Annotated in this window: 17 protein-coding genes; 4 read left to right on the forward strand and 13 right to left on the reverse strand. The window is 61.9% G+C overall.

The features are described from left to right. Positions 1 to 106 precede the first annotated feature (106 nt). On the forward strand, positions 107 to 4789 hold the full coding sequence (locus BM321_RS23610) for a dermonecrotic toxin domain-containing protein (RefSeq protein ID WP_092445090.1): 4683 nt from the start codon (positions 107 to 109) through the stop codon (positions 4787 to 4789). Between the two features lie 185 nt (positions 4790 to 4974). Here the strand turns inward: BM321_RS23610 and BM321_RS23615 are convergent, their stop codons facing one another. From BM321_RS23615 to BM321_RS23650, 8 genes are all read right to left on the reverse strand, one after another. Further along, positions 4975 to 7350, reverse strand: a complete 2376-nt coding sequence (locus BM321_RS23615; RefSeq protein WP_092327772.1) for an efflux RND transporter permease subunit — start codon at positions 7348 to 7350, stop codon at positions 4975 to 4977. A 43-nt stretch (positions 7351 to 7393) separates the two neighbouring features. Then, the gene (locus BM321_RS23620; protein ID WP_092445092.1) at positions 7394 to 8446 is read right to left on the reverse strand and encodes a WD40/YVTN/BNR-like repeat-containing protein; all 1053 of its coding nucleotides are present in this window, start codon (positions 8444 to 8446) and stop codon (positions 7394 to 7396) included. Positions 8447 to 8815: 369 nt separating this feature from the next. After that, on the reverse strand, positions 8816 to 11473 hold the full coding sequence (pepN, locus tag BM321_RS23625) for an aminopeptidase N (protein ID WP_092445094.1): 2658 nt from the start codon (positions 11471 to 11473) through the stop codon (positions 8816 to 8818). Positions 11474 to 11486: 13 nt separating this feature from the next. After that, a complete protein-coding gene (locus BM321_RS23630; protein ID WP_092445096.1) occupies positions 11487 to 12317 on the reverse strand; it encodes a DUF2797 domain-containing protein in 831 nt (276 codons plus the stop codon). Further along, entirely contained in the window at positions 12314 to 12574 is a 261-nt protein-coding gene (locus BM321_RS23635) for a YeaC family protein (protein ID WP_072404544.1), read from the reverse strand. The genes BM321_RS23630 and BM321_RS23635 overlap by 4 nt, the downstream gene beginning before the upstream one ends. Before the next feature lie 45 nt (positions 12575 to 12619). Beyond that, entirely contained in the window at positions 12620 to 13492 is an 873-nt protein-coding gene (locus tag BM321_RS23640; RefSeq protein ID WP_092445098.1) for a rhomboid family intramembrane serine protease, read from the reverse strand. Continuing rightward, complete coding sequence (locus BM321_RS23645) at positions 13489 to 14463, reverse strand: metallophosphoesterase (RefSeq protein WP_175534959.1); 975 nt, start codon at positions 14461 to 14463, stop codon at positions 13489 to 13491. Before BM321_RS23645 ends, BM321_RS23640 begins: the two co-directional genes overlap by 4 nt. Further along, positions 14460 to 15350 carry an NAD(+) kinase gene (locus BM321_RS23650; RefSeq protein WP_003180647.1) on the reverse strand — a complete coding sequence of 297 codons (891 nt, stop codon included), beginning with the start codon at positions 15348 to 15350 and terminating at the stop codon, positions 14460 to 14462. The genes BM321_RS23645 and BM321_RS23650 overlap by 4 nt, the downstream gene beginning before the upstream one ends. A 105-nt stretch (positions 15351 to 15455) precedes the next feature. Here BM321_RS23650 and BM321_RS23655 point away from each other — a divergent pair, with 105 nt between their 5' ends. Continuing rightward, positions 15456 to 16421 carry a DUF1853 family protein gene (locus tag BM321_RS23655; protein ID WP_092445102.1) on the forward strand — a complete coding sequence of 322 codons (966 nt, stop codon included), beginning with the start codon at positions 15456 to 15458 and terminating at the stop codon, positions 16419 to 16421. A gap of 140 nt (positions 16422 to 16561) precedes the next feature. On the opposite strand, the gene BM321_RS23660 is transcribed toward BM321_RS23655, so the two are convergent. The 3 genes from BM321_RS23660 to BM321_RS23670 all read right to left on the reverse strand — a co-directional run bounded on the left by BM321_RS23660 (position 16562) and on the right by BM321_RS23670 (position 19049). Next, complete coding sequence (locus BM321_RS23660; protein ID WP_092445104.1) at positions 16562 to 17845, reverse strand: arsenic transporter; 1284 nt, start codon at positions 17843 to 17845, stop codon at positions 16562 to 16564. A gap of 37 nt (positions 17846 to 17882) precedes the next feature. Then, entirely contained in the window at positions 17883 to 18233 is a 351-nt protein-coding gene (locus BM321_RS23665) for a metalloregulator ArsR/SmtB family transcription factor (RefSeq protein WP_092445106.1), read from the reverse strand. A gap of 258 nt (positions 18234 to 18491) precedes the next feature. After that, on the reverse strand, positions 18492 to 19049 hold the full coding sequence (locus BM321_RS23670) for an NADPH-dependent FMN reductase (protein ID WP_072404556.1): 558 nt from the start codon (positions 19047 to 19049) through the stop codon (positions 18492 to 18494). A gap of 185 nt (positions 19050 to 19234) precedes the next feature. Here BM321_RS23670 and BM321_RS23675 point away from each other — a divergent pair, with 185 nt between their 5' ends. Next, the gene (locus BM321_RS23675) at positions 19235 to 19498 is read left to right on the forward strand and encodes a hypothetical protein (protein ID WP_072404558.1); all 264 of its coding nucleotides are present in this window, start codon (positions 19235 to 19237) and stop codon (positions 19496 to 19498) included. A gap of 86 nt (positions 19499 to 19584) precedes the next feature. After that, positions 19585 to 20478 carry a LysR family transcriptional regulator gene (locus BM321_RS23680; RefSeq protein WP_092445108.1) on the forward strand — a complete coding sequence of 298 codons (894 nt, stop codon included), beginning with the start codon at positions 19585 to 19587 and terminating at the stop codon, positions 20476 to 20478. Here the strand turns inward: BM321_RS23680 and BM321_RS23685 are convergent. Continuing rightward, a complete protein-coding gene (locus BM321_RS23685; RefSeq protein ID WP_060741973.1) occupies positions 20444 to 21058 on the reverse strand; it encodes a GNAT family N-acetyltransferase in 615 nt (204 codons plus the stop codon). The genes BM321_RS23680 and BM321_RS23685 overlap by 35 nt on opposite strands. A 262-nt stretch (positions 21059 to 21320) precedes the next feature. Continuing rightward, complete coding sequence (dnaQ, locus tag BM321_RS23690) at positions 21321 to 22082, reverse strand: DNA polymerase III subunit epsilon (RefSeq protein ID WP_092445110.1); 762 nt, start codon at positions 22080 to 22082, stop codon at positions 21321 to 21323. Positions 22083 to 22511: the final 429 nt, after the last annotated feature.

A 22511-nucleotide genomic window follows, 5' to 3' on the forward strand; every position in this document is an offset into this window, starting at 1 on the left:
AGGTCAGACTTGTGGGTGGTATTTATGTACCACCCGCACCGGACAGAGAAGTCGATACTTTTCTCGCCGTCATCCCGACGGCCATGTTTTATGAAAAGGACTTCTCATGACCGCTCCCTCCTCCGCAGACTCCATCCCCGCGTTGACGCAAAGCGTCAGCCTGCAATTCGCCAGTCACCCGACCTTCGAACAGATTGCGCAACGCATGCTCGAACAAGCGATCAAGCGAACACTCCCCTGGCTGGACATCGACCTCTCGACCGTCCAATTGGCGACTCCGGACGCCACCGGACGCGCCTGGCAATTCCAGCCGTTCATGCCCGTGGTGCTCGATCACCTGGCCGTTGGCACACCCGTGGATTTCAGCCCACGGGGCAACTTGGATTGTTTTCTCTCCGACACCCCACCGCACCGGCTCCGGGCTGGCTACCAGGAAGTGGACATCCAGGTCATCAAGCACTCGCTGCTGGAACTGGCCTGGAGCGTACCGCTCGGGCTGGAGGATGCGCTGGTCCGTTACTGGGGCGACGACATGGACGCAACCGATGGGAACAGCCACGGCAACCGCTGGCGCTGGCTCAGCGATGTGCTGAGGAACATGCTGAGCATCCGCGGGCTGCAACAGCCCGGGCTCGCTGACACAGCCCGCGAAGCCCTTGACCAGGTCGTCCGTTGGCCGGACCGGGAGCGACGCTTTCGTCTCGACCCACAGGCGCCTGCGTACGCCTACAACCTGGAAACCCGAATCACCCGGGGCACCACCAGCACCGTACTGGTCGGCAGCGAGATCCTCCTGGTCCGCGCCACGAAAGGCTCCACCGACGTCCTGCTGTGCAGCCCCGGCAGCGCCGTGCAATCCTTTGCTTCCCTGGAAGCCTTCAATCGGCATTGGGGCGCATCGATCGCCAGCCGTTACACCGTCGACACCGTCACCTGCCAGCGCTACGAGATAAGCGGCGACGTCTTCGAGAGCCAGGCGGCGATGTTGCTGGAGCAGCAACTGGCCGACCTGAAGGCTGTACAGCTGCCCGCCGGGATCGGCCTGCAAAACCTGAAAAACCTCTATAACGACCTGAGCGACCCGGCTCGTTACCTGCTGGAAGCCCCACGACTCTCGCCGCAAACCTCGGCACGCCTGGCTCCCTTGCTGCCCCGCTGGCTGAAAAAAAGCGCCATCGCCGACCAGACGACGCTCCAGCACTACAGCCTGGCCCTGGCCAGTGCCAAAAAACGCCACCAGGGCCAGACCTTCCTCAGTGGCATCGAGGACATCAAGGCCTTTACCGCCAGTGCCTTGTCCAGCGCCATGAAGCAAACGAACGACAGCAGCCCGGACAAGCTGCCATCGAGCCAATACCAACCCGACGATGTGCTGCTGAACTTCACCGTTTCCGCAGGCTACCCCGGGACCATCGGCCTCAGCGAGAAGCGGCAGATGAGCCTGACCGAACTGGCCATCCACAATCTCGTCGCCCGCCCCAGCGGCCACTTCACGCTCAGCCATCGCCTGGGTCTGACGCTGCCGACCTGGTTGACGTCGGACTTCGTGACCGGGCTGGTCGAGCAGGTCGACATTGGCACGGCCTATCCTCGCTACCTGCAACAGCACCTGCTCGGTAACTCGCCCCAGGCAAAGAACCGTCAACGGATGTTCGCCGAACAGATGCCTGCGCAACTGGTCCTCGACGCGCTGAAACAGCGGCTGGACAACGAAAACGGCATGACTGTCCAAGGCCTGCGCCTGCTGGAAGCGGTTCTCCAACCTGACGCGGCGAGCCAACGGGTCAACGGTCGGCCGGTGGTCATTCGCCACCTGGATTTGATGCGCAAGCCCCAGGCCCAGCCCGATACCGTGACCAACATGTTCCTTATCGAGGCGCAGGACGCCACGACCGGCCCGCACCTGCTGTATCGGCCGCTTTATGCCCCTGCGCTGCAAGAGTTCCCGACACGGGAGGCGCTGTTTCAGGCCATTGCCGCGGCCGGGGACCTGCAGGATAGCGTCCTGACCTGGCTGTCCGACGCCGCCCGCCCGGTGTACGCCAACGGCGGTTTCCTGGAGCCACACATCGTGCGGTTCTTTCCCGGTGACGAGTTCAACGTCCCCGACAAACCCGCCCCGGCCACACTCGCCACGCAGGACATTCACGGCGAACTGCTGCAAGCGCTGCACAACGGCGAGCTGATGCAATACCTCTATGGCTGCAATGCCCAGGCCCTGGTCGCCCAGGCCGACCGGAACTCGGTGTCCAATAGCGAGAGCCGCTGGGCCGTGTTGCTCCAGGGCGGCAGCCTGTTGTTCAACACATTGCTGTTCCCTTTATTGCGCGGCCCGGCCATGACCACCGTCTGGCTATGGAACCTGATGGCCAGCGCCCGACAGGACATTCCGGCCCTGATCAGCGAGGATCCGGTGGCACGGGAGCTGGCCGCCGTCGATCTGCTCGTCAACCTGGCCATGCTGGTGAGCCAACTCCCCACTGGTCATGCCCCGGTCACCCGTGCGGCGCTGGCCCCATCGCTCAAGGAGCAAGCCATGCGTCCCCCGGCGCCACGCACCGTTGCCGAGCAGTGGCCGGTGCCAACTCCGCCCACCGTGGCGGAGGGCACCATCGCCGTGCCTGGCGCCCACGCCGAAGCCGCCAGTAGACGCCTGGACTTCAGTTTCGCCAGCGCCGGCCAGCGCCTGACATCGGAACAACGCACCCGGCTGCTGCGCTTGCAGGCATCGCGCCCGCCGGCAATGCCCGAACCCATCGGATATGGCCCGTACAAGGGTTTGTACGTGATCGACAAAAAATGGCACGCCGAGGTGGATGACGTTCTGTATCAGGTCAACCCTGAAGCGGACGGCAGCGCGACCATCGTCGACCCACTCGACCCCAGTCGAAACGGTCCGCCGTTGAAAACCGACAGCCAAGGCCACTGGTTCCTCGATCTGCGCCTGCGCCTGCTGGGCGGCTCGCCCCCCAAACGGATGCAAGCACAGCGCGACCTCAATCTGGAGCGAAGGCGGGTACTACAAGAGGAATACAATCAGGTGGTCAAGGGAGACGCAGCTCGAGGCAGAGCCCTGCAAGTGGCCCAGGAAGTGATGATCAGGCTCGATAGCGGAGCGAACTATACCGAGGCACAACGCACGGCGAAGCGCAAAGTGTACTATGACCTGCTCCAGGAACAGACTGAGCTTTATCTGAAGCTGGTGAACAGCGCGCCCGAACGGGCCAGCCTGGGCATCGAGCTCTCCCCGGCAGCCTTGCGCGGAATGTTGGAAAACGTGGTGAACAATGCCCGCAAAGCCGTCATCGTCACCGAAAATCAACGCACGGCCATCATCAATGCCCATCCTCAATTTCAAGGGGACGTCAATCAGATGGAGGCTGTCGTCACTAACCTGCAGGACTACCTGAAGTATCTCGACACCCTGAGCGATCTCAATGATCAGGCGATCCATTGGCTGGAGCTCAAGGACGATTTTCTCGAGCGATTATTGAATCTGGATGAGGCCGGCGCCCAGGCGTTCGAGCGCCTCACCAGAGACCGGCCGCTCGACGAAATAAATTCAATCAGCAGCAAAGCCATGCAATTCGCGACGCTTCCGATGCTGTCGGTCAAAAACTCCAGTTCCAACCTATCCGAGAGCCTGCTGCGCATCGTCGTGCCCTTGGGGGAACAAGTGCGCTCCCATTGCGAACTGCGGATGTACGAGCTCCCCGCCTCGGAGCAGCTTGAGGTGCTGACCAGCCTGACCGAGCAGTACGGCAAGTCCCTGGATGCTTTGCAGGGGATCAAGACCCTCTACCTCGACCACCTCAACGAAGCCTATTTCGACAGGTTACTCAGGCTGGTCGACAGTCTGTACCAGGAGGTCTCCAGCAAACTCGCCGCAGAAATCAAGCCCGAGCCAAAGCCGCGCAGGCGTGCGCCAAAACAGTCCAGGGTGCCCGCCGGACGCCCACAGAAAAAGGTGATCAGGACCCGCAACCGTGGCGTCCTGATCGGTGACTTGAAGCCGGCCGGCACAGCCCTGCCGATTGAAGTCGTCGAGCTGCGTTTCAACGATACGCTATTGTCCACCTACTCACGTCACGACGATGTGTGGGATGCCGTCGATATACGCAAACCGACCCCGGCCCCCAAGACGAGATCGGTCAAGACGATCAAGAGCGATGCGCGCAAATTGCTCGCAGAATTGGACGAACGTCTGCGCCGCGCTGAAAGCTACAAGAAACACTGCCGCCATCCCCAGGAAATCGAGGAGATCATGAACAATGAGGCGAGTCGGTTTCGCAAGCTTGGCGAGGAGCTCGACCGGGCGTTCACCGCAGCGCAAACCCCGCTTACCCCGGCAGACCAGGCATTGAGCCAACAGTTGTCAGACGCGGTATCCAGCCTGACCACCAAGGGCAGTGCCCTGCGCACCGAATTGAGCCTGCAATTGCCGCCTACCGACGGCAACCTGCGGTTCCTGTTCGAAAAGAACCTGGTACAAGTCGCACGGCTCGGGGATCGCAAGGCCTTGAAAGGAAGCCGGCAGGATTTCCTCCAGGAATACGCCATCAACGACCGTAATGGCTCCCCCCTCTGGTATGCGCATTTTCACTACGAAACGGCTGACACACCGAAGGACAATTTCAGCGTCGCGCACCTGAAGACCAAGGAACAACGCAAGGAGCATTACCACTCACTGCTGGCCAAGGCCACCAGCCCTTATGCGGTGGTAAACGTGCATCGAGGACAGCTCAGCAAGTCGTTGGCGCAGAGCAAGTTCTTGCCCTTGGCGCCTTGATGGCCGGGGCTTGCAGGCTGAAGTGATCAGTCACTGAGCGCGAGAATAAACCTGTGGGAGCGAGCTTGCTCGCGATGGCTGACGGACATTCAATACCTTCATTGACTGTCACACCGCTATCGCGAGCAAGCTCGCTCCCACATGGGTTCACCCCCAGGGCTGTGCTGGGCAGGTTCCGCTCCTCATCAATGGGCAAACAACGAGTTGCCCTTCTGCCCCGCCAGTTTCTCCGGCTTGATCAGGAAGCGCGCCAGCGCCGGCAACAGCCACAGTGCACCGAACATGTTCCACAGCAGCATGAACGTCAGCATCAAACCCATGTCGGCCTGGAACTTGATGGCCGAGAAGATCCAGGTGCACACGCCGATAGCCAGGCACAAACCGGTGAACAGCACCGCCTTGCCGGTGGATTTCAGCGTCTGGTAGTAAGCCTCCTGCAACGGCAACCCGGCCCGCAGGAAGCTTTCCAGGCGGCTGTAGATGTAGATGCCGTAGTCGACGCCGATCCCGACACCCAGAGCCACCACCGGCAGCGTCGCGACTTTCACACCGATGCCCATGAAGGCCATCAGGGCATTGCCCAGCACCGACGTCAGCACCAGCGGCAGCACGATGCACAGCGTCGCCGCCCAGGAACGGAAGGTGATCATGCACATGGTCGCCACGCAGATGTACACCAGGATCAGAATGGTCAATTCCGATTCCTTGATCACTTCATTGGTGGCCGCCTCGATGCCGGCGTTACCGGCGGCGAGGAGGAACTCCAGGCCATCGCGGTTGTTTTCCTTGGCGAAGTCCTGCACCGCCTTCACCGCGCGGTCCAGGGTCTCGGCCTTGTGGTCGTTGAGGAACACCAGCACCGGCGCCAGGGAGCAGCTGTTGTTGTACAGGCCATCGGCCCGGGCGATGGAGTTGTTCAGCACATCAGGGTTGCGCGACAGGGTCTCCCATTTCAGGTTGCCCTCGTTCATGCCCTTGATCATTTGCTTGGACACGGTCACCAGGGAAATCGCCGACTGCACGCCCTCGGTGTTCTGCATCTTCCACATCAATTCGTCGATGGGGGCCATGGCTTCATAGCGCGAGCAGCCTTCGGCCTTGGTCTTGACCATCACCACCAGCACATCGGAGCTGGTGGAGTAATTGCTGATGATGAAGTTGTTGTCCTGGTTGTAGCGCGAGTCCGGACGCAGTTCCGGCGCGCCCTGGTCCAGGTCGCCGATCTTCAGGTTCTGGCTGTACCAGAGGCCACCGCCAAAGGCGATCACCGCCAGGGCAATGGACACCGGCGCGACCTTGGCGCTGGCGAAGTTCGACAGCCAGCGCCAGAACGGATGTTCCCGGTTCGCGTCTTTCTTGCTGCGCTCGACGGCGCGCTTGCTGATGCCGACGTAGGAAATCGCCACTGGCAACAGGATCAGGTTGGTGAACACGATCACCGCCACGCCGATGGAGGCGCCGATGGCCAGTTCGCGGATCACGCCAATGTCGATGATCAGCAAGGTGATGAAGCCCACGGCGTCCGCCAGGATCGCGATCATCCCCGGCAGGAACAACTGGCGAAAGGTACGCCGCGCCGCCGTCAGGGCGTTGTCCGCCTCGCTGGACTGCAAGGCGATGCCATTGATTTTCTGCACCCCGTGGGAAATGCCGATGGCGAAGATCAGGAACGGCACCAGCATCGAGTACGGATCCAGGCCGAAACCGGCCGCGTGCATCAGCCCCAGTTGCCAGACCACCGCTACCAGGGTGGTGGTCAACACCGCCACGGTGCTGCGTATGCAGTTCGTGAACCAGTACAGCAGGACCAGAGTGATGACGAAGGCCACGCCGAAGAACAGCACCACCATGACCAGGCCGTCGATCAGGTCACCGACTTTCTTGGCGAAACCGACGATGTGGATCTGCACATTCGGGTTCTGGGCCTCGAACTTGTTGCGGATCTTGTCTTCAAGCTCGTGGGAAAACTTCCGATAGTCGAGGGCGAGCAATTTGCCCTGGTCCTGCGGGTCGGGATAGGACTCCAGCAACGGGATGTCGATGATGCTTGACTTGAAGTCGTTGGCCACCAGGCGCCCGACCTGGCCGGACTTGAGCACGTTGTTGCGCAGCAGGTCGAGGCTGTCGGCCGAGCCGTTGTAGCTCTGGGGGATCACCTCGCCGCCAGCGAAGCCCTCCTCCGTCACTTCGGTCCAGCGCACGCTGGGGCTCCACAACGACTTGAGCCCGGAACGGTCGACACCGGAGATGTAGAAGACCTCGTCGTGGATCTGGCGCAGGGTCTCCATGTAGTCCTTGGAGAAGATGTCGCCATTGGTGGCTTCCACGGAAATGCGCACCGTGTTGCCCAGGTTCGCCAGGTCATTGCGGTGCTCGAGCATCTTCTGGATGAAGGGGTGCTCGAGGGGGATCATTTTTTCGAAACTGGTGGAGGGGCGGATCAGCGTGGCCTGCCAGAACAGGAAAATGCTGACCAGCAGGCAAATGACGATCACTGCCGGGCGGTTGTTGAAAATCAGGCGCTCGAGGAACGTCGCCTTGTCTTGATGATGACTGCTCATGGGGTCCGCCTTCTTGTTTTTATGCCCGTCTTGCAGGCCTGACTCATTTGCTCAGTTCGGCGCCGGTGGTGGTGGTGGCGCGCACGCCGCCTTGCCCCGCCAGGATCAGATTGCCGTTGCCTGCCGCCGTGACGGCCGCCACGGAGATTCGGTCCGGACGGTTGAACACGCTGAAGGTCTCGCCGTCGTCGGTACTGCGCACCACACTGCCGCCGTTGCCGACAATCACGATGGAACCGTCCTCCAGCAGTGTGGCGCCCGACAGGCCGAATTCCAGGCTGCCCCGGGCGGCCTTGAGCTCGACCTGCTCCCAGGTGTCGCCAAAATCGGTGGAACGGTACAGGTTGCCGCGCAAGCCGTAGGCCAGCAGCGTCGAAGGCTGGGCGGTGCCGATGACCCCGAACAGCGAGCCTTCGTACGGGCCTTCGACCTTCTCCCAGGTCTGCCCCTCATCGGCGGAGCGGAACATGCTGCCGGCCTCGCCGACAATGAACAGCCCGGCGTCTTTCACGGCCGCGATTGCGTTGAGGTGGAACTGGTCTTCGTTTTCGAGGCGGTCGCTGGCGTCTTCCCAGTGCTTGCCGCCGTCAGTGGTTTCCAGCAGCGCACCGTACGCACCCACGGCAAAACCGTTGCTGACGTCCTTGAACCAGACATCCAGCAGCGGCGCTTCACGGGTGAGGTCTTCGTATTGCTTGGTCCAGGTACTGCCACCATCGTCGCTGGCGAGGATCTGCGCGTCGTGCCCCACGGCCCAGCCGTGCTTGTCGTCGACGAAAAATACCGCGGTGAGCAGTTGCCGGGTCGGCACCTTGGCCTGGGTCCAGGATGTGCCCTGGTCGTCGGAATAGACAATGTGCCCACGATCGCCGACCGCCACCAGGCGCTGGCCGGCATGGACCACATCGAGCATCAGGGTTTTGCTGGCCTTGGCCGATTCGACGGAATAGATGACATCGGACGTCGACGCCGCAACGGCCATCACCGGTGCCGACAACACCGCAGAGCCCAGCAGCGAGAGCGCCGAAGCCAGCAACGCGATTCTGCGCAGCATCGGCGGCCGGCAGCGGCCCACAGCCATGACAGGCTCATTCATAGACCTTTCCCCCATTATTATTGTTATGGCTTGGTACGTTGCCAGTCTTGGAGCATAGTCCTGAAACCTGCAATCTAGAGCCACTTCGGAAGCTGGCCTATCCTATCGGGCTTTCGAAAGGTCTGACAATCGACGCCGCGTTATCTTTTGTTAACCAGGGGGGTTGGCGCTGAGGGTGAATGGCGGGGTATTCGGTGGGGTGATGGCGAAAGGCTAGGCGGTGACGGGGCTGACGCTATCGCGAGCAAGCTCGCTCCCACAGTAGATATCCAGCGAACACCTATTTTGTGATCAACATGGATCCCTGTGGGAGCGAGCTTGCTCGCGATGGGAGCACCGCGGTCCGCCAGGCAGACCGCGGCATCAAGGTCACGCCAGGCTCTTGCTCACCACCTCGAACACATCGGCCGACAGCCCGCCTGACGCCAGGATGCGTTCCAGTTCGCCTTTCATCAACGCCTGGCGGGCGCTGTCATATTTGCGCCAGCGGGTCAGTGGCGCCAGCTGCCGCGAAGCGATCTGCGGGTTGAAGCCATTGAGCTGGATCACCAGATCCGCCAGGAAGCGGTAACCCGAACCGTCGGCGGCGTGGAAGTTGATCAGGTTCTGCCCGGCGAACGCACCGACCAGTGCCCGCACCTTGTTCGGGTTCTTGATATTGAACGCCGGGTGCTCCATCAACGCCTTGACCCGTGCCAGGCCACCGGGCAACGGGCTGCCGGCCTGGACGCTGAACCATTGGTCCATGACCAGCGGGTTGCCCTTGAAGTTTTCCGCGAACACTTCCAGGGCCTTGGCCTTCTCGGTCTCGAACGGCGAGTTGACCAGCACCGCCAGCGCCGTCAGGCGTTCGGTCATGTTGTCGGCGGTGTCGAACTGCTCCAGAGTCGCACTCAGCACCTCAGGCTTGCCGGTGAGCATCAGGTAGGACAGCGCGATGTTCTGCAACGCGCGGCGGGCGAAATGCTCGGCCTCGGCCACATACGGCGTGCGTTTGGACAGGTCGCGGTTGGCCTCGTAGCGCAGCCACAAGGCTTCGAACAGGTTGTCGGCCAGTTGCTGGCGGGCGAACTCACGGGCGGCATGGATCGCCTCGACGTCAGCCACTTCGCTGATTTCCGTCAGGTAGGCTTCGCTTGGCAACGAAAGCATTTCCGCGACCATGGCCTGATCCAGGGACTCGTCCGACAGCACGGTGCGCAATGCGCTGACCAGGCGCGGGTCCAGCGACAGGCTGGCGCCCTGCTGATGTTGGGCGATCAGTTCCTGCAACACCTGCACCGACAACTGCTGACCGGCATCCCAACGGTTGAAGCCGTCGCTGTCGTGCTGCATCAGGAACATCAATTGGTCGCGGTTGTACGGGAAGCTCAGCTTCACCGGCGCCGAGAAACCACGCAGCAACGATGGCAAGGGTTGTTCGGCGATGTCGACGAAGGTGAAGGTCTGCTCGGCTTCGGTCACCGAGATCACCCGGGACGTACCGCTTGCCGTCGCTTCACCGGCCAGGCGCAACGGGATCTCGGTGCCTTGGCTGTCCAGCAGGCCCAGTTCCACGGGAATCACGAACGGCAGCTTTTCCTGCTTGTCCGGGGTTGGCGGGCAGCTCTGGCGGAAGGTAAGGCTGTAGGTCTTGGCAGCGGCGTCGTAAGACTCGCTCACCGCCAACCTTGGCGTACCGGCCTGGCTGTACCAACGCTTGAACTGCGCCAGGTCGACGCCGTTGGCATCTTCCATGGCCTTGATGAAGTCGTCGCAGGTCACGGCCTGGCCGTCGTGGCGTTCGAAGTACAGGTCACTGCCCTTGCGGAAACCCTCAGGCCCCAGCAGGGTGTGGATCATGCCGACCACTTCCGAGCCCTTTTCGTACACGGTCAGGGTGTAGAAGTTGGAGATCTCGATAAAACTGTCCGGACGCACCGGGTGGGCCATGGGGCCGGCGTCTTCGGCGAACTGGTGAGTGCGCAGGTACGCCACGTCCTGGATGCGCTTGACGGTGGCGGAGTTCATGTCGGCCGAGAACCCGGCGTCGCGGAACACCGTGAAACCTTCCTTGAGCGACAGTTGGAACCAATCGCGGCAGGTCACGCGGTTGCCCGACCAGTTATGGAAGTATTCGTGGGCAACGATCGCCTCGACCCGCTGGTGCGCGGCATCGGTGGCGGTTTCGGCGCGGGCCAGCACGGCGCTGGAGTTGAAGATATTGAGCCCCTTGTTCTCCATGGCGCCCATGTTGAAGTCGTTGACCGCGACAATCATGAAGATGTCCAGGTCGTACTCGCGTCCGTACACCTCTTCGTCCCAGCGCATCGACTTCTTCAGGCTGGTCATGGCGTGCTGGCATTTGTCGATGTTTTCCGGCTCGACGTAGATGCGCAGCGCCACATTACGCTCGGTCATGGTGGTGAAGGTGTCTTCGACGCACCACAAGTCACCGGCCACCAGGGCAAACAGGTAGGCCGGCTTCTTGAATGGGTCTTCCCAGGTCGCCCAGTGCCGGCCGTCTTCGCCAGGGCCGCTGGCAATCGGATTGCCGTTGGACAGCAGCACCGGATAACTGTGCTGCTCGGCCACCACGGTGGTGGTGAACTTGCTCATCACATCCGGACGGTCGAGGTAATAGGTGATCTTGCGGAACCCTTCGGCCTCGCACTGGGTGCAGAACATGCTGCCGGATTTGTACAGGCCTTCCAGGGCGGTGTTGGTTTCCGGATGGATCCTGACGGTGGTGTCGACCGTAAAGGCCTGGGCCTTGGGGTGCACGGTCAGGTGATTGTCGTCCAGTTGATAGTCGCCCTGCCCCAGGTCGGCATCGTCGAGCTTGAGGGAGATCAATTCAAGATGTTGACCATCGAGCACCAGCGGCGGCAGCCCGGCGCCACGCTCGGGGTTGCGGCGCATCACCAGTTGCGCATGGACCAGGCTGTGGTCCTCGAACAACTCGAAGGTCAGGTGTGTTTCGTCGATCAGGTACTCGGGAGCCTGATAGTCCTTGAGGTAAATCATCTTCGGTTGTTCGGTGCGCATGGGTCGAATCCTTCTACTGGTGCACGGCGAGCTGGTAGGCCGTGTATTTACGAATGTTGATCACGCCGGTGTCGAAAATCAGGTATTGGCCCTTGACGCCCAGCAGCGTGCCTTCGGCGATCGGGTTCTTGTCCAGGTTGAAGCTGACGATCTTGGCCGGGTACTGCTCCACCGGGTAACGAATCTCGATGGGCTCGACGTCCGCTATGGTCTGGATCGCTTGCAGGCCGAATCGTTCCTGCAAGCCTTGCAATCCCTGGGCGCAGCTTTCGAACAGCGCGTCGCGGATCGCCGGCAGGTCCACCGCTGTCGCGTCGCCCTTGAGCAAGGCGCGCCAGTTGGTCTTGTCCGCCACCTGGCTGCGGAACAGGTCTTCGACAAACCCTGACTGCTGGCGGGTGGCGACCCGCAGGATCGGCAGCGCCTGACTGGCGCCCTGGTCCAGCCAGCGGGTCGGCAATTGCGTGGCGCGGGTAATGCCGACTTTCACCCCCGAGGAATTGGCCAGGTAGACCACATGATCGGTCATGCAGAATTGCTCGCCCCAGGCCGGGTCACGGCAGGTGCCCGCGTCGAAATGGCAACGCTCCGGGCTCATGATGCACAGGTCGCACTGGGCCAGCTTGGTCATGCAAGGGTAACAGTAACCCTGGCTGAAGCTGGTCTTGGTCCGGCGTCCGCAATGGGTGCAGTGGATCGCGCCGAGGTACTCCAGGCGGATCGTGCTGCCGATCAACGGGTTGACCGGCACCTCGACCTCGTCCAGGCGAAAGGCGTATTGAACGGTCGGCCCGTCAAGGCGTGCCGACATCTTGCTGATTGCACCACGGCCAATCTCGATCAATGGATGGCGTCCGACTTGAACAGGATATTGGGCACTTCGATCGACTTCGACTGGCATTCCTGCGGGCCCATGTAGCCGGTGCGCTCGTCTTCGGGCAGGTTCTGGACTTCCCAGGCGATCATGGCCTGCAGCGACAACTCGCGCTGCTCGGCAGTGAGCTTGTTGCCGTCGGCCCATTTACCGATTTCCACGGCCAGTTTCAGGCTGCGGTAGATATCGGGGGTGATGTTCTTGATCATTTCATTGAAGGAAGACATGGGTTCTCCGCGCAATCGCGCATTCTCAAAAGGCACAGGCGCCAGTCAAAGGGCCATTTTACGGCGAGCGAACAGCCCGCCCAACAAGCCCGTGAAGCATCCGACGAGCAGCCCGCCGACGTGGGCGGCATTGGCGATTTCACCGAAGCCGATCAGCGAAACCAACCCGGACAGGCACAGCAGCAACCACACCAGCATCATCACCAGCACCCCGCGGGGCAAGTGATAGGCCGGGTTCGGGGCGAGCAGTTGGTAGATCCAGCAATGGCCCAGCAGGCCGTACAACACCCCCGACAACCCGCCGAACAGCGTCGGCCCGCTGAAAAAGTACTGGGCCAAATTGGAAACGAGGCTGAACAGCAGCGTCAGCCCCAACAAATTGATCCCGCCCTGGCGCGCTTCGATCCGCCGCCCCAGTTCCCAATACCACATGCCATTCATGGCAATGTGCAGGAAGCCGAAGTGAATCAGCATCGGCGTTACCAGGCGCCACCACTGCCCCGCCGCCAGGCTATCGCCCAACGGCGTGAACTGGATGTAGTCGCCAACGACGCGAAACTCGAGGAAGGTCAGCCAGCGTAGCGTCGCAAGATTCTCCCCCAACAGGGTGACCGCGCTGACAATCAGGCTCAGCAACAGCACCAGGGCCGTCACTGGATGGCGGGTCAGTTGCTGGACGAACCCCGCTCGCCGGGAAGTCCCCCCCGTGTCGGGCAGTTCCAACAGCTGCTCGGGATCACCAGCGGGAAAACGGGCGTACAAGGCACGCACGTCCTCGCTGATTTCATCCGGCACCCAGAGCACCTGCTCGCCCGCCTCTTCGCTGACGCGATGGGGCACCTGCATGCGTTGCAGCAGCTTGACGAAGCCGCTCAGGTCCACTGCCAGGGGCAGGCGCAGAGCCGCGATGGCACTCATTTCATCCCCTCCGGCCGCTCGACATCGACCCAGACGAACTTGTGCGGATCCAGGCGGGTTTCCTGGTCGAGGCGATAGGCGACCAGCTTGCCGTAGAGCACCGCGCTGTAATCCAGGCAGGCCAGGTTCGGGCGGATCGGCGCGGGTTTGCCGCTGCGCCAATAGTGACCGACGAACAACAGCGGCTCTTCGACGCCATAGCGCAGCAGGTTGTTTTTTTCATCCGGCGACAGCGGCGTGCGGGCTACCGGTTCCGGCAAGGCGTCGGGCTGGAACACGATGTCGCCGTAGGTCTGCGGGTTGTCTTCCCAGAACTTGGTGCGGAAAAACGAACGGGTCAGGCCATCGCCCCCCGTCAGCGTCAGGCCGTGGGGCAGGCGCATGTCCGTGCCGCGCAGCAAGCGATCGAACACCGTGCAGGCAAAACTGCCCGGTTGCGCCGAGGCCTGGAGGAAATGCTCGTCGACACAACCGTCCGGGAACAGGCCCCGCAGCGGTTCGATCAGGCCGGCATCCCAACAGGCGTGCACCACCCGGAAGCGGCCGGCGTCGACAAACAGCGGCAGCTCATAGAACCATTCGAGAAAGTCATGCCAGTCGCCGGGATGCTGCTCGAACTGGGTCAGTGTCTCGTTGAGCAGGCGAGCATGGCGCGGCGTGTGTTCGCGCACGTAGCGCTGGCCGCTGCCCGGCAATGCCGGTGTGCTCCAGCCCAGGGCGTTGAACTCGTGGTTGCCCATGATGCACAGCGCCTGGCCGGCCATGACCATGTCGTGGACGATGTGCAGCGCCTCGCGGATCCGCGGGCCACGGTCGATGATGTCCCCCAGGAACACGGCCATGCGCGACGGATGCCGCCAGACCCCGCCCTGCTTGTGGTAACCGAGTCGGTCCAGCAGGTGTTCCAGGGTCAGGGCGCATCCGTGCACGTCACCGATCAAATCGTAACTGCGCGCAGGATCGAGCATCAGTCGCCTCCACCCCCCAACCGACTGCCCCAGCCAAGCTTGGTCCGGCAGACTTCGTAGTAATTGTGATCCAGCGGATGGATCAGGCGCAGCTTCTGCGCTTTTTTGCTGACGGTGATGGTGTCACCCGGCGCGCAGGTGAAATGGTTCTGGCCGTCACAGGACACTTGCGGGTAGATCTGCATATCCTTGGACACGACGATTTTCAGCTCACTGTTGCCATCGACCACGATCGGTCGCCCAGACAAGGTATGGGGGTACATGGGCACAATCACAATAGCGTCGAGCTTGGGATGCATGATCGGCCCGCCGGCCGACAGCGCATAGGCGGTGGAGCCGGTGGGGGTGGCGACGATCAGGCCGTCGGCTTTCTGGCTGCAGACGAACTGGCCGTCGATGTACAACTCGAATTCGATCATCCGCGTGGACTTGCCGGGGTGCAGCACCACGTCGTTGAGGGCATCGCCCTGGCCGATAGCCTCGGCGTGACGGCGGACCTCGGCCTGCAGCAGGAAGCGGTTTTCCACCAGGTAGTGGCCGTCCAGGACCTCGGCGACCTTGATCTCCAACTCATCGGGGCGGATATCGGTGAGGAACCCCAGGCTGCCGCGGTTGATCCCCAGCACCGGGATGTTGTGCCGCGCCAGGGCCCGCGCGGCCCCCAGCAGGCTGCCGTCGCCGCCGACCACGATCACCATGTCACAGACTTCGCCGAGCATCTTGCGCGACGACGTCTGCAAGCCATGGCCCGGCAGGACTTCGGCGATGGTATCTTCGAGGATCACATGCAGGTGCCGCTCCAGGAGGAAACGTTTGAGACGGCGAACGGTGTCCAACACCTGCGAACTGCCCAGGCGACCGATGATGCCGATATTGCGAAATTGCTCCATGAGGCTCCTGCGAGGGTCTGCGGCGGGCGAAAAACACGATTATGGGCGAAAGCGCGCCGTAGACAAAATCCTTTAAGCCTTCAGCGCAACGGCTATGCTCGCAAGATGATCCTGTTCCCTGAATTGCTGGACTTGCCCCGACGCCTGCACCATCCCGAAGTGCGCGATCTCGCGTGGACGATCATCGCCCCGCCGATGCTCATCGATACGCCCTGGCCCCAGCGCCATCCCCTGACAGGCAGTGATTGGGTGCAGGAGCCAGGCCGATTGGAACACTGGCTGCGGCAACTGGACCGCGACAGCTATCCATTGCTGCACTGCCTGTCCCAAGGGCGAACGCGCCGCCTGGGCCTGTATTACGAAAGGCTGTGGCAATTCGCCGTGCAGCATGCCCCGGGCATCGAATTGATCGCCGCGAACCTGCCGATCCGACGCGAAGGCCATACCTTGGGCGAGCTGGACCTGTTGCTGCGTGATCGCGACGGCATCCACCACCTGGAACTGGCCATCAAGTTGTACCTCGGCCCCCAGCACGGAAACGGACTGGACGCCGCGCAATGGCTGGGCCCGGGCTGCCATGACCGGCTCGACCGCAAACTGGCGCATCTGCGCGAGCACCAATTGCCGATCTCGGCCCGCCCGGAAAGCCGCGAGGCCCTGGCGGCACTGGGCATCGAGCCCTCGGGCCTCGAACTGTTTCGCTCCGAGCTGTGGCTGGGCGGGTATTTGCTCTACCCCTGGCCGGGCCAGGCCGAACCACCGGCCGGCGCCCACCCCAGGCATTTGCGCGGTCGCTGGCTGCATCAACGGGACTGGCCTGCGTTCATCGCCCAACGTCCGCCGGGTCGCTGGCAACCCCTGCCCCGCGCCGCCTGGCTGGCCCCGGCGCATTATCCGGCCGAGCAAACCTGGAGCACCGCGCAACTGGACGCCTGGCGAATGGCCCTGGACCCCATGGCGCCGGCACAGTTGATGGTGCGCCTGAGCGAAAACGCCGAGGGCGAGTGGGAAGAAGCCGAGCGGGTGTTCCTGGTGGCGGATCGTTGGCCGGATGTGCCGGGCGGTGGCTGAGCCTTGTGCTGCCTGTCAGGACCTCATCGCGAGCAAGCTCGCTCCCACATTGGAAAGCACCTTTCTGCCAAAGTGAGTTCCCGCATTGGAATGCGCGCCCTTGTGGGAGCGAGCTTGCTCGCGATGAAGCCAACTCGGTTCTAGAAGGACAACCGCGCAGCCAACGCCGCCAACGTCACCAGCAGCACCGGCACCGTCAGCACAATCCCGACCTTGAAGTAATACCCCCAGCCGATCTGGATGTTCTTGCGCGCCAGCACATGCAGCCACAGCAACGTCGCCAGGCTGCCAATCGGCGTGATTTTCGGGCCCAGGTCGCTGCCGATGACGTTGGCGTAGATCATCGCCTCCTTCACCACCCCGGTGGCCTGGCTGGCGTCGATGGACAAGGCGCCGATCAGCACCGTCGGCAAATTGTTCATGGCCGACGAGAGCAACGCCGTCAGCACACCGGTGCCCATGGCCGCGCCCCATACGCCATATTCGGCGAAACCGTCGAGCCAATGGGCCAGGTAACCAGTCAGCCCGGCGTTGCGCAGGCCATAGACCACCAGGTACATCCCCAGGGAAAAGATCACGATCTGCCAGGGCGCTTCCTTCATCGCCTTGCGGGTGGAGATCTTGTGGCCGTGGGCCGCGACCGCCAGCAGCAACGCAGCACAGACCGCCGAGATCGCACTGATGGGAATCCCCAGCGGCTCCAGGGCAAAGCAGCCCAACAGCAGGATCACCAGCACCGCCCAGCCGGCATAGAACGTCGCCTTGTCGTGGATCGCCGTCGCCGGATCGTCCAGTTGATCGGGGTCATAGTCGCGCGGAATGTCGCGGCGAAAGAACCACAGCAGGATGGCCAGGCTGGCCGCCACGCTCACCAGGTTCACCGGCACCATGACCGCCGCGTAGCGGTTGAAACCAATGCCGAAGAAGTCCGCCGAGACGATGTTCACCAGGTTCGACACCACCAGCGGCAGGCTCGCGCTGTCGGCAATGAAACCGGCGCCCATCACGAACGCCAGGGTCGCCGCCGGGGAAAACCGCAGGGCCAGCAACATGGAAATCACGATAGGCGTGAGGATCAGCGCCGCCCCGTCATTGGCAAACAACGCCGACACCAGCGCCCCCAGCAACACCATGAAGGCAAACAGCTTGCGCCCGCTGCCCTTTCCCCAGCGGGCCACATGCAGGGCCGCCCAGGCGAAGAACCCCGCCTCGTCCAGCAGCAGGCTGATGATGATCAGCGCGACAAACGTCCCGGTGGCGTTCCAGATGATCTGCCAGACCAGCGGGATATCACTGACCTGCACCACCCCGCTCAGCAAGGCCAGCACCGCGCCCAGCGTCGCGCTCCAACCGACACCGAGCCCCTTGGGTTGCCAGATCACCAATGTAATAGTCAGCAGGAAAATCAACGACGCGATGAGCATGCGCAACAGCCTTGAAAAAGGGATGGGAAAGAAGGACTCAGCAGCAACGCGCCACCGGACGATCAGGCATGGCGTTCAAGCGCTGCACATCCGCTGTCAGCCAGGCGGTACTGGCCGTCAACGCCTGCTCCAGCATCGTACTGACCCAGGCCGGTAACTGCGGGTGCTGGCGGTAATAAACCCACTGCCCCTGGCGTCGGTCGCTGAGCAGCCCAGCGTTGCGCAACTGCGCCAGGTGCCGGGAAATCTTCGGCTGACTCAGGCCCAGCGCGGCGGTGAGCTCACAGACACACAACTCGCCTTCACGGGCCACCAGCAACGCAATGCGCGTACGGGTGTCATCGGCCAGGGCCTTGAAGACATCGACGGGATTGGGGGAATCGGGCATGGCGTGGGCAAGCCTGGGATGAGCGAATGGCGAATATATGGATATTCGAATACTCAGTAAAGCGGGGATTTGGATTTGCCAGATGCGTTTGCAGATGTACATGCACTTGTGGCGAGGGGATTTATCCCCGTTGGGGCGCGAAGCGCCCCCATTCAAATTGTCTGGCACACCAGGGTGTTGGGTTTGGGGCCGCTTCGCAGCCCAACGGGGATAAATCCCCTCGCCACAGAGGTGCCTGGCTTGAAGTTCCAGTGGCCGTCAAGCCTTTTTATGCTGCTCGACCCACTTGCCATAGGCATCGATGAATTTCTGCAAGAACGGCCTGACGGACTCCGACAGGTTGCCCGCCTCGTCGAACGCCGTCCCGGCGTTACTCAGGTAGCCTTCCGGCTGCTGCATGCAGGGCACGTCAAGGAACACCAGGGACTGGCGCAAATGATGATTGGCGCCGAAACCACCAATGGCACCCGGCGAGGCGCTGATCACCGCGCCCGGTTTGCCACTCAGGCAACTCTGGCCGTAGGGGCGCGACCCCACATCGATGGCATTTTTCAACGGTGCCGGCACCGAACGGTTGTACTCCGGCGTGACGAACAACAAGGCATCGGCCGCGCCTACCTGCTGGCGGAAAGTGCTGTAGGCTGGCGGAGGGGAAACATCGATGTCTTCGTTATAGAGCGGTAACTCGCCAATCTCGATGATATTCAGTTTGAGGTTGGCTGGCGCCAGGTCAGCCAGTGCCAGCGCGACCTTGCGGTTGATCGATGCCTTGCGCAGGCTGCCCACCAAAACGGCCACTGTGTAGACATTACTCATGAGAGGCTTCTCGACTGTCGGCTCAAAGGAGCCTGTAGTTATAGATGATCGGGGTGACAATTGGACCAGTGGAGCGACAAAAACCGGCCGGCTGGACTATTTTTTTCATGTAGGAAAACTTACCGCGCTTGACCAGGGTCTACAGAACCGCAAATCGAGTGATCTATTTCCAGAGGTTCTAAGCAATGGCAGCAGTACTTGTCGGACAATTTCATGCGCGGGACGCCGAAGGTCGCGTCTATTCGGTGCATGAGTTTCAGGAATCGACCCCGTCGCCCGACGGAAACGGCAAGGAGCCTGTCACTACCTATAAATTGGCTATCGGGGATCGAGTCAACAAGCTCGACGACGGCAAATTTATTCTCGTGCAATCGCAAATCGAATTGACGCGCGAACCGGAAACGCCACTGCCCACTCAAACGCCCACTGAAACGCAAATAGCTTCATAACCGTTGGTTATGAGCAGAAGTCATGCCCGGACTTGGGTTAGGATTCAGCCAATCAATGGCTCACCCGCCGAACATGGACTTCTTGCATGCGTTTACGCCACATCGAAGTGATCCAGGCGCTGCTGCAGACCGGCCACCTCGGCACGGCGGCCGAATGGCTGCAACTGCCGGTGGCGGAGGTCGAGGCGATACTGCGCGATGCCGAGGCCCAATTGGGTTTCATGCTGTTCGCCAGCGTGCGCGGTCGCTTGCAGGCCACCCGGGAAACCCTTGAATTGCGCGACGGTATCACGCGGGTATACGACACCCTCGAACCGGTGCAGCGCCTTGCCAGTAGCCTGAAACACCATCAGGCAGCGCCCTTGCGCATTATCTGCACACCGCCGCTGGCCCAGCGGTTGCTGCCCCAGAGCATCGCCGCCTTGCGTCGTCGCCATCCGGATGCGCCGTGCACCCTGCTCAGCCGACCGACCCGCGACATCGTCCACAGCCTGCTGTTGCGCGAAAGCGACCTGGGCCTGAGCCTGCACGACCCGGAACATCCCGACATCCATTGCCGGATGATCGCCCAGGGCAAACTGCAATTGCTCGCGCCCCACGGCTGGCTGCAACCTCGTCAAAAATATATTTCGCTTCAGGACCTGGCGGGCCAGCCGTTGGTGGGCCTGGATGGCCACGACCCGCTGAGCCCCGCATTCGAGCATAAACTGGCGGCGCTGCGTCCGGCGCCCATGATCCAGCTCCGCGTCCAGACCCATCAGATGATGCGCGCCATGGTCGAGGCCGGCGAAGGCCTGGCCATCGTCGACCCGTTCACCGCCTCGGGCGCCAAGGACGGCGGCCTCGACGTCTGCCCGGTATCGCCCGCCATCGCGATTGGCCTCTATGCCTTGAGCCTCAACGGCGCCCCCTCTTCACCCGCCCTTCAATCGCTGCTGGAACGGGTTACGGAACAAGCCGAGGCGTTGCTGAGCCACTGATCGACATGCCCAGTGGGTCGTCGAACAGCCGGTACCAGAACAGCGCGACTTCGGCGGTATGCCGGTCAATGCCGCGATAGCGCAGGTGATCGATACCACCCAGCACGTAACCGCAACGCTCATAGAGCCGGCAGGCGCCCAGATTGTTGTTTTGGGTCTCGAGCATGATGCCCGGCAGTTTTTTCTTGCGGCTCCAGAACTGGGCGACATCGAGCAACGCCTTGGCCACTCCGTGGCGACGGGCCGGGGCGTGTACCGCCAGCTCATCGATGTGGGCATAACCGTTCCAGTTGGTACTGACCACCAGGTGCCCGACGGGCTGGTCATCGAGGTAGGCCATGAAGATCTCGCTGTCCGGGGCATCGCGGAAGCTGCTGAACTCCTCGGGATCGATGCCATAGCACTTGCGATAGGGAACGATGGGCGTCACCGGCCATTGGCTGACGGGACGGCCGATCTGCGCCGTCGCGTAGTCGCTGACTTCAAAGCTGAAATCGCTGCCCCAGATGTAGGCGGCAAAGCCATCATCGACGATGCGCACCGACAGTCCGGGGTGCTTGGGATTCATGACCGGTTGCATACTGGGGAAGGTCCTCATTCCTTGAAGCCCCCAACGGTGTGGTGCCATCCATTGCCCTTGTCTTTCAAATCATCACACATCAAGCGGGATCCGTACCGTAGCCTGCCCTCAGGGTAGAAGGTCGTGGCAATTGTGGCGAGAAATGAACAATGGGTGCCCCTGCGCAAACGAGCGTGTTCGCGATGGCGGTAGTCCAGCCTGCATCAATGCTGCATGTGCTGCCGTCATCGCGAGCAAGCTCGCTCCCACAGGAGGGGTTTCATCACTGCGTGGCGGCCTGTGCCTCGGCCAACTGTGTCCACAATGCCGGAGCACCCGCGGACTTGGCGATGGCTTCCAGACGCGCGGCATGCTCGGCCAGGTCGCTTTCGCTGGCGCGAATGATCCGCGATGGCTGGCGGTCGGCGGGCAAACGGCGAATTTCCGTGGCCTGGTTGCCGGAGCCTTCGCCGGTACCGTTGCCGTCCGAGGCGTTGCCGGCCAGGGACAGGCTGGTCTGGCCACCGGTCATGGCCAGGTAGACGTCGGCCAGGATCTCGGAGTCGAGCAAGGCGCCGTGCAGTTCACGACCGGAGTTGTCGACACCGTAGCGCTTGCACAAGGCGTCGAGGCTGTTGCGCTGCCCCGGGTGCCGTTCCCGGGCCATCATCAGGGTGTCGAGGATGGTGCAATGCTGGGTGATGTCGGCCCGTTCGTGTTGCCCCATCAGGGCGAATTCGTTGTTGATGAACCCCACGTCGAACGCCGCGTTGTGGATGATCAACTGCGCGCCCTGGATGAATTCGAAAAACTCATCGGCCACTTCGGCAAACCGCGGCTTGCCCACCAGGAATTCGTTGGTGATGCCGTGGACGCCAATAGCGCCCTCGTCACTTTCACGGTCCGGTTGCAGGTAAACGTGGAAATGGCGACCGGTCAGGCGCCGGCCGATCAGCTCGACACAACCGATTTCAATAATCCGGTGACCATCGGTCACCGGCATGCCGGTGGTTTCGGTATCCAGTACTACAGATCTGTTGGCCATCAGTGTTCAGCTCTCAGCGGGCAGTCTTTCAAAAGGGCGGATCTTAACACGCCCCGTGGGAATGACTGACCACAGCTTTTGTGGCGAGGGGATTTATCCCCGCTGGGCTGCGATATAGGTAGTCCGTTCCTTGCTCCCCCATACTGATACTCGCTGGAGTCCGGTTGTCGCGAGGAAGGAACATGCACCTGCGAGCTACGAATAGGGCTGCAACGCATCTCGATGATTACTGCTTCACCTTCGAGCCCAGCAGGTGCGCTTGCGCCCTCTAACGAACACTCAGGGAAAGCCGGGCACGGCTCTCTATATCGCCTTCGCTGGACGCAAGCATGCATGTTCCTGCATGTACTTTAGCGTCTGTGGAGGTGTGCAATGCAAACGCTCTTGTCTCAGAAATTCACTGCTTATATCGGAATTGATTGGGCCGAT

This window comes from Pseudomonas sp. NFIX10 (genome assembly GCF_900111955.1).
Classification (GTDB): domain Bacteria; phylum Pseudomonadota; class Gammaproteobacteria; order Pseudomonadales; family Pseudomonadaceae; genus Aquipseudomonas; species Aquipseudomonas fluorescens_AA.